12 protein-coding genes are annotated in these 11,975 nt (G+C 55.5%); 7 read left to right on the forward strand and 5 right to left on the reverse strand.

Going from position 1 to position 11,975, the window contains the following annotated elements; genetic code table 11:
- The first annotated feature begins 136 nt into the window (after window positions 1-136).
- From priA to Q371_RS22500, 3 genes are all read left to right on the forward strand, one after another.
- The gene (priA, locus tag Q371_RS22490; protein ID WP_034345005.1) at window positions 137-2,365 is read left to right on the forward strand and encodes a replication restart helicase PriA; all 2,229 of its coding nucleotides are present in this window, start codon (window positions 137-139) and stop codon (window positions 2,363-2,365) included.
- 460 nt (window positions 2,366-2,825) lie between these two features.
- On the forward strand, window positions 2,826-3,338 hold the full coding sequence (locus Q371_RS22495) for a PadR family transcriptional regulator (protein WP_034345008.1): 513 nt from the start codon (window positions 2,826-2,828) through the stop codon (window positions 3,336-3,338).
- Window positions 3,335-3,682: a hypothetical protein gene (locus Q371_RS22500; RefSeq protein ID WP_034345011.1), complete on the forward strand. Its 348-nt coding sequence runs from the start codon at window positions 3,335-3,337 to the stop codon at window positions 3,680-3,682. Before Q371_RS22495 ends, Q371_RS22500 begins: the two co-directional genes overlap by 4 nt.
- 65 nt (window positions 3,683-3,747) lie before the next feature.
- Here Q371_RS22500 and mscL read toward each other — a convergent pair whose 3' ends face one another.
- Window positions 3,748-4,164 (reverse strand): large conductance mechanosensitive channel protein MscL, encoded by a 417-nt coding sequence (gene mscL / locus Q371_RS22505; protein ID WP_342668536.1) that lies wholly within the window; start codon window positions 4,162-4,164, stop codon window positions 3,748-3,750.
- A gap of 136 nt (window positions 4,165-4,300) precedes the next feature.
- On the opposite strand from mscL, the gene Q371_RS26250 reads away from it, so the two are divergent.
- Together Q371_RS26250 and Q371_RS22515 are read left to right on the forward strand one after the other, a co-directional pair.
- Window positions 4,301-5,497, forward strand: coding sequence for a GGDEF domain-containing protein (locus Q371_RS26250; protein WP_051965093.1), 1,197 nt, complete (start codon window positions 4,301-4,303; stop codon window positions 5,495-5,497).
- Window positions 5,498-5,596: 99 nt separating this feature from the next.
- Window positions 5,597-5,992, forward strand: coding sequence for an SHOCT domain-containing protein (locus tag Q371_RS22515; RefSeq protein WP_034345017.1), 396 nt, complete (start codon window positions 5,597-5,599; stop codon window positions 5,990-5,992).
- A gap of 104 nt (window positions 5,993-6,096) precedes the next feature.
- Here Q371_RS22515 and Q371_RS22520 read toward each other — a convergent pair whose 3' ends face one another.
- The gene (locus tag Q371_RS22520) at window positions 6,097-7,452 is read right to left on the reverse strand and encodes an ammonium transporter (RefSeq protein ID WP_034345020.1); all 1,356 of its coding nucleotides are present in this window, start codon (window positions 7,450-7,452) and stop codon (window positions 6,097-6,099) included.
- Window positions 7,449-7,838, reverse strand: a complete 390-nt coding sequence (locus Q371_RS22525; RefSeq protein ID WP_051965095.1) for a P-II family nitrogen regulator — start codon at window positions 7,836-7,838, stop codon at window positions 7,449-7,451. Before Q371_RS22525 ends, Q371_RS22520 begins: the two co-directional genes overlap by 4 nt.
- A 283-nt stretch (window positions 7,839-8,121) precedes the next feature.
- Here Q371_RS22525 and Q371_RS22530 point away from each other — a divergent pair, with 283 nt between their 5' ends.
- A complete protein-coding gene (locus tag Q371_RS22530; RefSeq protein ID WP_157442888.1) occupies window positions 8,122-8,583 on the forward strand; it encodes a hypothetical protein in 462 nt (153 codons plus the stop codon).
- 232 nt (window positions 8,584-8,815) lie between these two features.
- Here the strand turns inward: Q371_RS22530 and Q371_RS22535 are convergent, their stop codons facing one another.
- Complete coding sequence (locus Q371_RS22535; RefSeq protein WP_034345025.1) at window positions 8,816-10,036, reverse strand: 2,3-bisphosphoglycerate-independent phosphoglycerate mutase; 1,221 nt, start codon at window positions 10,034-10,036, stop codon at window positions 8,816-8,818.
- Window positions 10,037-10,205: 169 nt separating this feature from the next.
- Window positions 10,206-11,555, reverse strand: a complete 1,350-nt coding sequence (der, locus tag Q371_RS22540) for a ribosome biogenesis GTPase Der (protein WP_034345028.1) — start codon at window positions 11,553-11,555, stop codon at window positions 10,206-10,208.
- A gap of 164 nt (window positions 11,556-11,719) precedes the next feature.
- Between der and Q371_RS22545 the strand changes: the two genes are divergently transcribed.
- On the forward strand, window positions 11,720-11,975 hold a 256-nt coding region (locus tag Q371_RS22545), incomplete at its 3' end, for a transposase family protein (protein ID WP_034345030.1).

Genomic DNA, 11,975 nt, shown 5'->3' on the forward strand with positions numbered 1-11,975 from the left:
TGCCTTCTGCCTTCTGCCTTCTGCCTTCTGCCTTCTGCCTTCTGCCAAGGCACGCCTAGCCCCTACAATGCCTTCTGCCTTCTCCAGTTGGTCTCAGTCCTGAATCCCATACTCCCGTTACGTTATAATCATAAACATGTCCTGGCTGGTTGCACTTCCCCTCCCCATTCCTGCACTGGATTTCTCCCCACCCCATGCTTTTGAAGGGCCACTTCCCCTCGGGCATCGGGTGGTGGTCCCATGGCAGGGGGGCATTCAAATTGGCATTGTGGTCGGCGAAGGTCAGGCCCACACCCACCGTTTGCGCGAAGCCATTCAGGTGCTGGACCTGTGGGTGCATCCTGCCCTGATTCAAGCCCTGAAACACCATGAACACCTGAGCGGAACCCCTCTGGGCCTGCTGTTTTGCGACACCATCACCTCGGGCTGGGAACCCCACCTGAGGCATTTTGTGAAACCCGTTGAAGGGGTGGACCTCAGCCCTTTCGAATTGCAACTCCCCGAGGAATGGACCCCTTATCACGGCAATTCTGCCCTGCTGGACCAGATCCGTGAGCAGGGCCTCTTGGAAGAACGTTTCGAGTTTCCAGAGCGCACCGAACTGGCTTACCGGGGCCGTCTGGAGGGGGAAGGCAAACTCACCCCCAAACAAAAACAGGCCTGGAAAACCCTGCTGTCCATCAAAGAAGCGCCGTCACTTGCAGAGTGGGCCAGACAGGCCGAGGTGAGCACCAGTGTGGTCTCGGGGGTGCTTTCGCGCGGTTGGGCCGAAGCTTTCCAGCGTCCAGCAGGTCCCCCAGAGTGCATTCCGGTGCAGGAACGCAACCTCAAGAAAGCCGAATGGGACCTCCCTGAAGCTGGACCTTTCCGTTTGCATGGCGGACATCCCATTGAGCGTTTTCAGCACCTCAAAACCCTGATGGAAGCCCATCTGGAAACTGGCGTGCTGTACCTGACCCCCGACAGTTACCGTCTGGACCGGGCATGGCAGGCCCTGTCACACCTCGGGGCACAGTGTTACTCGGGCAGCCTCAACATGCTGCAAAGGGAACACATCTGGCAGCAGGTCCGTGATGGGCACTGCAAACTGGTGATCGGGACTTACGGGGCTCTGGGTCTCCCCTTTCCTTCACTGGGCCTGATCATCATTGAAGAAGAAGGCAGCGACGCCTACAAGTTGCTCTCTGGATCGAAGATGTTCATCCCGGATCTGGCTTCGCAGGTCGCCAGAGAACGCCAGAGTTTGCTGGTCTGCTCGGGTTCGGTTCCAGCAGTGGAAAGCCTCCTGCACGAAGGGAAAGTGCTGCCTGCACCCAAAACCCGCGTGCATGTGGTCAATTATGCAGAGGATTCCAGCCAGCCTGAAACCGGCCCCCTCTCCATGCAGCACATGAAACCCGCTCTGGAAGGCTATCCGCTCTCTCAGGATTTGCGCAAAGTCCTGACCCAGGTCGCAGAAAGGGGCCGTCAGGCGGTGCTTTTGGCTCCACGCAAAGGGTACAGTGCCCTGATCCGCTGCAGGTCCTGTGGGTACATCCCGTTTTGCAAGCATTGCGACGTACCCCTGAAATTCCATCAAGTCAGCCGCCAGATGCAGTGCAGCCAGTGCGGATACCGCGAACCTCCCCCGAGCACCTGCCCCAAATGCAAGGGAGCCATCTGGCAACCCAAAGGCCCCGGCACCGAATGGATTGCTCAGGAAACCCGGCAACTGCTGCCCGGTTTCGCCGTGTACCGCTATGACCGCGACCATCAGGACGACCTGCACCCCATCTACGAAGGTCATCCGGGCATTGTGGTGGCCACACAGGCCCTCTTGCAGGAAAAAGCCCCACCAGAGCTTGCCCTGCTCAGCCTGACCCTTGCAGACAGCTGGCTCGGGTATTCGGATTTCCGCACCGATGAGCGTTACCACAAACTGCTCCGACAACTGCTGGAATGGCATCCCAGACGGGCTCCCCTGCTGGTGGTCCAGACCTTTCAGGCCCAGCATCCAGCTTTGCTGTCTGTCACAGAGCACATCCCCGCAGATGAATTCCCTTTCAAGGACCTCTCCAGAAGAAAAGCCCTGCTTTACCCCCCTTACAGCCTGCTGGCCCAAGTCGAGGTGGCTGCCAGAGACAAAGCCCGCTCAGACACGGTTGCAGAGGAGATCCAAAAACACCTCCTGCAAAAAGGGGCCGATCCAGAGGAAGTGCTCGGGCCTGCTCCTGCTCCGATTGGCAAGGTGAGGGGCCTGTTCCTGAACCACCTGCTTTTGCGTGCCGTCAGCGAGCAACGCTTGAAGGTCCTGCTGGAACTCATGGATGGGCGCTGGAAGGCTCGGGTGCGTGTGGAAATCAACCCGAGAAATGCCAATTTTTAAGGCAGAAGGCAGAAGGCAGAAGGCAGCGTAACAGATGCGGGTTTGCCAAACATCCACAACATCTCAGACTTGATCTATGGATTGGGCATTCCCAGAACCCCTGTTGTGCCAACAGGAGCGGGGTAAGCGCAAAGTCTGACCTGTGGCATGTCATCGGAAAAAGCGTTCAGCGATCAGCTTTCAGCAAAAGCTTGTATGGAGGCTTTTGCTTTCGAACGCAGCCAGACACAAAGACACGAAATGAAAGTCACTCAGACTTCAAGCTCAAAAGTCAGCCAGAAAACTTTCCTTATGGCTGATCGCTGACGGCTGATGGCTCTTTGTGGTGGCCTGGCCTGACAGCGACTTTGCGCTTAACCTGCCAACAGGACATTGCTCCTCATGATTTTTGCGGTGTTCTGTCAGAATGTGAGCTGATCGGCTTTGTCCATGGTCCATTTTGACTATTCTCAAATGGACTATGCGATCCCAGAGTCTGGATGAACGTGCACTTTTGTTGTTGGGCCTGCTCAGCAGGCAGGATTTGCATGGTTATCAACTCAACCACTTCATTGAACATGGGCTGGGTTGCCCGGTACATCTTCCCCGTCCCACCGCTTATGCCCTGCTGGACAAAATGGAACAGATGGGCCTGATTGAAAGCCATCAGGAACAGGAACAAAACCGCCCCCCTCGCAAGGTGTACCACCTGACCGATTCGGGCCGTGAACAATTCCTGACCCTGCTGACCGATCACCTGACCCAGATCCGGCCAGAGGCGTTCAGCGAAGTGGCCTTGCTGTTTCTGGAAGACCTGCCTCGCATGCAGCAACAACAGGTTCTCAAGAACCGCTCTGAAGCCCTCGGTTTGCAGCTTTCCCACCTGTCCCGCCATGCACAGGGCAATCTGGCTCTGGAACGCTCTCGCGTGCTGCTGGAGGCCGAAAAAAGCTGGCTGGACAGCCAAATCCACACTTTTCAGGAGGAACAGTGAACGGACTTTACATGATCCACAAGTACTACGGCGAACTCTTGATGCTGGTGCCCATCGTGGTGCTGGTCTGGTATGCCATCAAAAACAAAACCCCCATGCAACGCGTGGCTCCCATCATGCTGGACATCAACGTCCTGATCGGGGCTCTGGTGTTGTTGGTCCAGAAAGTGCCTGTGTCTGTGTGGCACCCGGTCCTGATGATCATCGCCATGGGCATCGGTCATGCGGTGGCCAAAAAAGACGACCGCAAAGTGGTGCTGGGTGCATGGTTCGTGAACCTGATCCTGATTGTGGTGGGCGTCAGACTTGCTGCGATGGGTGTGGGCCCCCTGATCAATTTCTGAGTTTTTTGCTGTTCGCTTCAAAAAGCAAGGCACCCCTACAAGGTGCCTTTTTCGTTTGATGGGTGTTACTGTTTTGTCTGCTGGGTTTTCAACAAATCGCGGATCTCTTTGAGCAGTTCCTGATCCAGCGTCAGGGAAGGAGGTGGAGCCTGCTCAGGTTGGGCTGCTTTCGCTCTGGCTTTCTGCATTTCTTTGAGGTGGTTCATGGGAAGCACCACAGCGTAATACACCACTGCAGCGGTGATCAGGAAATTCAGGATCACTGAGACGAAATCCCCATACAGGAAATCCACCCCTGCCACACTGAATTTGCCTCCTTTGATCACGCCGTCTTGAACGCCACCGGTGGCCAGTTTGATCAGCGGATTGATGAACGCATTGGTGAAAGAGGTGACCACACCTCCGAAAGCTGCACCGATCACCACACCCACTGCGAGATCCACAACATTGCCCCGCATGATGAAATCTTTGAATCCTGCCATGATTGCCTTCCTCCTGACACAAGCTTAACAAAGCTTGCAAACGATCCCACAAGATTAAAAGGATTTTTACAATGGCTCTGGTTGTTTTGAAAGAAAACCGTACGAACACCTGTGTCATGCTGGCTCTGGAGGCCCTGTGGACACCCTTGCCATCGAACTCAAAATGGTGGGCATTCTCCTGCTGTGCATCACCTTGTTTGTTGCTTTGCTCTCTGTTTCCACGTTTGGTTTGAAAAGCCGGGACTTTGGCGCCAAATACTTCGTGTGGTCAACAGCGTTGCTGGTGGTTTCGGCCACCACCATGTTTCTGATCCTGATCAGCAATCTGGCACAGCAATCCATTTCGCTGTATCTGGTGGCCACTTTGCTGGTCAACGGTTCTTTTCTGGGCACCCTCTACGGATTTTATAGGGGCATCGAAAAAAACTTTGAACGCCCCGTACACACCCCCAGAGCCTCCCTGATGCACCGCATGGCACAGGGTTCTCTGGTCCTGATGTCCCTGTGGGGCAGCACCACCCCCATCACAGTCACTGCAGCCATTTATTACATCCTGTTTTCGCTTTACATGATGGGTTTGCTGCAAACCCAACCCCTGAGGGCATCTCGGGTGTCCAGACTGCACCTGAACGGGGTGTTTTTGACCATCATCCTGCTGAATGTGTTCCGGTTTGTGCAGATGTCCCAACCCAGAGAGGCCAGCAGCACCGAAGCCGCTTACTGGGTCAGCCTGATTGTGATTTGCCTGATTTCCATTGCGGGCATCATGGTGTTTGCCTTTTTTGTGTTTGACAGCCAGATTCAACTGGTCAACACCCTCAAAAACCAGCTTCAACACCTTGCAGAGACCGATCCCCTGACCGGGCTTCGCACCCGCAATTACCTGAGAAGCCATCTGGAACAGCGGGCACCCGGAAAGCAGGAAAGTGTCCTCCTAATAGATCTGGACCACTTCAAAAGCATCAACGACACGCATGGGCATCAGGTGGGCGATGAAGTGCTGCGCTGCCTCGGAAGGGTGGTCCAGCAAGCCATTCGCCAGACCGACGTGGCCATCCGTTACGGTGGAGAAGAGTTTCTGTTGATCCTGACTGGCGTGGCCCACGAAGACACCCTGCACATCGCAGAGCGCATCCGCTTTCAGTTCCAGCAGGTGGCTGGAGCAGAATTTGCCACGCTGGGCATGCAGCCCACCCTGACCATCGGTGGAATCAGTGAAATCCACTCAGCAGACCAGCTTGAACCCTTCATCCAGCAGGCCGACCAGAACCTGTACGAAGGCAAACGCACCGGAAGGAACCGCCTGCACATCACCCGCCTTCAGACCCACTGACGTTCACAGCCCATTCACAATGCCTGCAATTCCCTTTCACACACCCAGAAGTACTTTGAGGTCACCCCAGAGAAATGCTCTGGTTCAAAGGAGACCCACATGGACGTGATCATCAACAATCCTGCACCCGCTGCCCCTTATCAAGCCCAGGTTTACACCCCTGCCCAGGGACCTTATGCTGGTCCCTACACCGACCACCATCACCACGGAGGCGGTTTTGGTGGTTTCCTGTTGTTGCTGGTGGGCGGTCTGTTTCTGGCAAGAGCCATCAAACACAAAAAATGGAAAGCTTACCGGACTGCGGCTTCTGATGGAGGGCATCAGAAAGACTGGAAACACCAAGACTGGAAACACCCTTTCGAACAGAAATTTGCCCACTGGAACCATGACCACAAAGACGCTGCCACAGACATTGCCAGAGAACGCTATGCCAGAGGGGAAATCACTCTGGAGGAACTGCAGGTGATCCTGAGCACCCTGAACCCTGCACGTTGATCTGGCTTCGCTGAGCCCAGCCCAACACACCCAGCCCAACACAAGAACAAAGGCAGCCCCCGACAGGCTGCCTTTGTTCACATTGAGAGGAGAAGCGGAGAGTTTCAGTCGGTGGCCGAGGTGGAGAGGATCACAGGAGCACCCAGAGGGTTCTTGTTGTCTTCGGCGTAGGAGAGGTCGTTGCCACTGTAACCTTCTTCGGCGTGCTCGGAGAGGTCCATTCCAGCGGTTTCTTTGTTGGGGGCCACACGGAGACCCATGATGGCGTCGATGACTTTGAGGATCACGAAGGAACCCACTCCAGAGAGCACCACAGCGAACAGGATGCTGATGGCCTGGATGCCCAGTTGCTCAAGGGTGCCTTTGCCAGCACCAGTGCTGAAGGCGAAAGCTCCGGTCAGCAGGGCTCCGATGATGCCACCCACACCGTGGCAAGCGAAGACGTCCAGAGCGTCATCGGCAGCCAGTTTGTTCTTGAGTTGCACCACCCAGAAGGAAGCGGAGACAGCGATCAGACCAATCAGGATGGCGTACACAGGGCTCACGAATCCAGCGGCGGGGGTGATGGCGACCAGACCGACCACAGAGCCTGTGGCAGCGCCCACAGCACTGGGTTTCTGACCGCGGATGACTTCCCAGAGGAGCCAGCCGAGCATGGCAGCAGAGGTGGCGGTGGAGGTGGTGATGAAGGCCAGAGATGCACTGCCGTTGGCGCCCAGAGCAGAACCTGCGTTGAAGCCGAACCAGCCGAACCACAGCAGACCTGCACCCAGCAGCACGAAAGGCACGTTGTGGGGCACTCCAGCGCGTTTGGTGGACTTCAGGCGTGGACCCAGCACCAGAGCAGCCACCAGAGCAGCCACACCGGAGGAGATGTGCACCACGGTGCCACCAGCGAAGTCCAGAGCGCCGAGGTTGAACAGGTAGCCTTTGGCATCCCAGACGATGTGGGCCAGAGGGGAGTACACCACAAGGGTCCAGATGGCGATGAACAGGGTGAATGCACCGAACTTCATGCGGTCCACCACTGCACCGCTGATCAGTGCGGCGGTGATGATGGCGAACATGCCCTGGAACATCACGAAGACGTATTTGGGAATGTAGTGGCCTTCTTCGAAGGTGGCGGCCAGTGAATTCTGTCCGATGCCGTTCATGCCGATGTTGGCAAGGGTGCCGATCCATGGGCTGGTGGCGTTGTCACCGAAAGCGAGGGTGTAACCGAACAGCACCCACAGCACACCCACCACACCCATGGCGATGAAGCTCATCATCATGGTGTTCAGGACGCTTTTGGCTCGGGTGAGGCCACCGTAGAAGAAGGCCAAACCGGGGGTCATCAGGAGCACCAGAGCGGTGGAGGCCAGAAGCCATGCGGTGTCGCCACGGTCGATCACGGGTGTGGGATCGGCGGCCAGAGCGACTCCGGTCAGAGCGAGAGCGGTTGCCAAATGCTTCTTCATTTCTTACCCCCTAAGGCAGCAGCGGTGGTCTCGGGTTGGTTGACCGGGGTGAGGGCGTCCACGTCCTGTTCGCCGGTGCGGATGCGGATCACGCGGTCCAGAGGTTGCACGAAAATCTTGCCATCTCCGACTTCGCCGGTGCGGGCGCTTTGCAAAACGGCATTCACAGTCACATCCACAAAAGGCTCACTGACCGCAATCTGCAGGTGAACTTTTTCGTGGAACTCCATGCGCACCTGGGTTCCGCGGTAGTGCTCGATGATTTCGCGCTCTCCACCGTGGCCAGAGACGCGGCTCAGGCTGATCCCGGTGACGCCGACCTTGAAGAGGGCTTCTTTGACGGCCCCCAGCTTCTCGGGTCTGATGATGGCTGTGATGAGTTTCATAGCTTGACCTCCCATGCCTGTAACGGCTCTTGAAAGTAAGGATAGGCATAAACATTCGGCATGTCAAGCGAATTCTTGCAAGTTGTACAAATATTGATTCACAGTTTGCAAGTTTTGAGTGCTATTTCTCTGATATATCCGAGTAATTCTGACTTTTGTCCAAAAAACCCTGAACATCCCGTTGACCAAGCCAGAATTTTTGCCGGTTGTGCAAGTTTTGGTGCACACTCTGGAACTTTGGGTGGGGTTTTTGCATCCAAACAGACAGAAAGGAGAACCCAAGATGAAAAAAATGCTGATCCTTCTGGCCCTGCTCGCCTCTTCTGCTGGTTTTGCCCAAACCAACCCTGCCCCCCTCAAGCAGCTGCAACAAGAAGCCCGAAACCTGACCAAGATGTCCCGCCTGAGTGCAGAAGACCAGGAAAAGTTCAAAAACTGGCAGGCTTCGCGCAAAGAGGTCATGCGGCAGGTCAAAGACCTCCGCACCAGAGCCCTGCAGGCTTACACAGACGCCCTGAAAAACCAGAGGTCTGTTGCAGAGGCACGCTTGCTGGCCCAAAAAGCGGTCATTGATGATCAAATTGCCCTCAGTGGGAAAATCAATGACTTGCGTGCCATCCAGAAAGAACTGTTTCAGAAATATCCCTTTCTGGCAGCACAAGCTCACAAGCATGCAAAATCAAAATTCAGCAAAAAAGATTTTCAGCAAAAAATGCCGCATAAAAAAGGCAACAAGCCCTTTTAAAGCCCTTTCTGTCCTTTAAAAAGGGACAGTCAAAACCCATCCACACACAAAAGATTGTGTCCTTGCATGAAGGGCACAATCTTTTTGCTTGAAATTCACATGCCTTCTGAAAATCACTGCTTTCCATGTTCAACAGCGATAAAAAACATCCTGAACAGAAAAAACCCGTGTCACTCAAAACAGAAAAAACCTCCAGAGCCCTGAAAGCTCTGGAGGCTGGAGACTGTATATATTAAGCGCCGTATTTTTGCAGTTTCAGGGCATTGGCCATCAGGAGGGGCATCACATCGGTGCCTTTGCGCAGACCCAGACTGCCTTTGCCTGCTTCTTCTTCGGTGTAACGGGCCGCAAGGTCCTTGCGGCCATACTCGCTCTTGAGCAGGAAAGGCACGGGGTGCCAGGAGTGGCTGGCCAGTTTGCTGGGGGTGGAGTGGTCACCCACAATGGCGATCACATCGGGGTTCAATTCCAGAATCTTGGGCAGGAGGCTGTCAAACAGCTCCACTTTCTTGACTTTGGCTGCGAAGTTGCCGTCTTCGCCGGTGGAGTCGGTTTTCTTGGAGTGCAGGTAGAAGAAATCGTACTTGTCCCAGTTGTCCTTGAGGACCTGCATTTTTTCTTCCATGGCGTCTTCTTCGCCGGGGACATCCAGCACATCCATGCCGACCAGACTGGCCAGACCTTTGTACATGGGGTAAGAAGCGATGCAAGCGGCTTTCAGTTGGTACACGTCCTCATAGCTGGGGAAGTGGGGCACATCCGAGTACCCACGGAACAGGGCACCGTTGACCTGAGGCTCGTCTTTGAGGGCTTCTTCGGTGCGGGCCACAAAAGCATTGACCAGAGCAGCGGTTTTGGCGCTGGCTTCATCGTTGGCTTTGGCGACCATGGGCTGGACGCCCGTCACCTGAGGGTCCACATCGCTGACGTTGGCACCCAGAGCGGTTCCATTGGCACGGAACACCACCACAAAACGGTGCTCGGACTCGGTGTAGATTTCCACAGGGGTGCCGTCGATCTCAGGGATGGCGGCTTTCAGTTTTGCAACAATCTCGGCGTTTTTCTCGTCGGAAGGACGGCCTGCACGGCGGTCCAGCACCACGCGGTCTTCTCCGAGGGTGGCGAAGTTTCCACGCACGGCCACATCGCCAGCATTCAGTTTCACGCCAATGCCCACAGCAGACAGGGCACCACGGCCCACAGTGAAAGTGATGGGGTCATAACCAAACAGGCTCAGGTGGCCGGGGCCACTTCCGGGGGTGATGCCTGCGCCAACCAGTTCCACCAGTCCGAGCTGGCTGTCTTTGGCCAGAGCGTCCATGTTGGGGGTTTTGGCGGTGGCCAGTTCGGTTTCACCGTTGGTTTCGAGGGGCAGGCCGCCCACACCGTCCAACACCACGAGGACGATTTTGCTTGGGGTTTTTTTGGAGAGGGTACGAATGACTTCTAACATAGCTACCAGTTTATAGGGGATAGTGTCAGACCCACAATAAATTTTGTCCCGTAAAGCTAGACGAAAGATCCCTACCCCCTGTAAACCCCCTGTGTTCGCCATGCTCACACTGTCCCCCTTCGTTAAGGGGGACAGCTTCAAGCAAAGCGAGAAGCAGGGGGTTAAGGGGTCAATCCTCTTGACGGGCTTTTTTCTTCTGGGCTTCAATGCGCTCAGATTTGCTTTTGAACGCTCCGCGCTCTTTCCAGACAATCCGCACAGGCACACCTGCCAGATCGAGGTCTTCGCGGATGCGGTTTTGCAGGAAGTTCTCGTAAGCTCGGGTCACGAAATCTTCCTTGTTGCAGAAAATCACGAAGGTGGGAGGGGCAATCTCGGCCTGGGTGATGTACATCATCTTCAGGGGTTTGCCCTTGAAGTTGGGGGTGGCCTGTTTGATCTGCCAGACATCCAGCCACTTGTTGAGTTCTCCAGTGGCAATGCGGCGTTGCCATTTCTCGTAGAGCTTGATGGCCTCTGCCAGCATGTCATGGATGCCGTAATCGTTCAGGGCCGAGGTGTACACCCTGGGGGCAAAGTGCAAGTGGGCCAGTTTCTCGTCCAGCAAGCGCTCGGTGCGTTTGAGTTCGGGATCCGGCACCAGATCCCACTTGTTGACCACAATCACCACAGGTTTGCCGCTGTCGTAAGCCATGTTGGCCAGTTTCAGTTCGTGGTCGCCAATTTCTCCAGCATTCACCACCAACCAGATGATGTCACTGCGGGCAATGGCCGCTTCAGAGCGCATCATGCTGAATTCTTCGATGCTGGAATCCGGACGTTTGCGGATCCCGGCGGTGTCTACCAGAATGAAACGCTGACCAGCAAAGTTCCATTCGATGTCGATGCTGTCCCGGGTGGTTCCGGGAATGTCACTGACAATCACCCGATCCGAACCCGTGATGGCGTTCAGCAAACTGGATTTGCCCACGTTGGGACGGCCAATCAGGGAGATGCGGATGGGCGCAATCTCTGGGTAATCCTCGTCATCCTCTGGGAGGTGTTCGAGCACCCGGCGCATGAGTTCATCCAGACCACGGGCATGCTCGGCACTGATGGGCACAGGCACATCAAAACCCAGAGCCCAGAGTTCTGCGGTGTACACGTCTTCGTGCTTCACCGAGTCCATTTTGTTGGCAGCGATGATCACGGGTTTGCCGATTTTGCGCAGCCATTCGGCCACTTCGTAATCGGCGGTGTTGAGTCCGTCTCTGGGGTCCAGCACGAACACCACACATTTGGCATCGTGAATGGCCATCTCGGCCTTGTCACGGATGTGTTGTTCCCATTCGTCTCCGCTCCAGAGCCCTCCGGTGTCCATCAGGACGATGCGGTGGTTCTCGTAGAGCATCACATGTTCTTTCACGTCCCGGGTCACGCCGGGAAAATCTGCGACCACCGCTTCACGGCGGCCAATGAGCCTGTTGAACAGGCTGGATTTGCCCACGTTGGGGCGACCCACAATGGCGACTTTATGCATGATTCCTCCTTCCGGTGCCGCATCTGGAAGGAATCAGGGGCCAGATGCGCCGATGTGCCTTTGAAAGGCAAACATATTATGGTATCAGGTTTTGGGGTGAGGATGTAAATAGAGCAGAAAGCAGAACAGGGGTGACGCACGTCGCGAAGGGGTTAAGGTAAGACATGAACCCCGAGCAACTGAAACTCGCAGTCCAGCACTTCTCTGAGCTCCCTGATCCCCGGACAAACCGAGGGCTCAATCAACCCCTCATCAACGTGATCGTCATTGCCCTGTGTGCTGTGCTCAGCGATGCAGACAGCTTCTATGACATGGAGGATTTTGGGGAACTCAAACGGGATTGGCTCTCAAGCTTCCTGGACCTCCACACCGGTATACCCTCCCATGACACCTTCAATCGGGTCTTCGCCAGGCTCGACC

The organism is Deinococcus misasensis DSM 22328 (assembly GCF_000745915.1).
GTDB lineage: Bacteria > Deinococcota > Deinococci > Deinococcales > Deinococcaceae > Deinococcus_C > Deinococcus_C misasensis.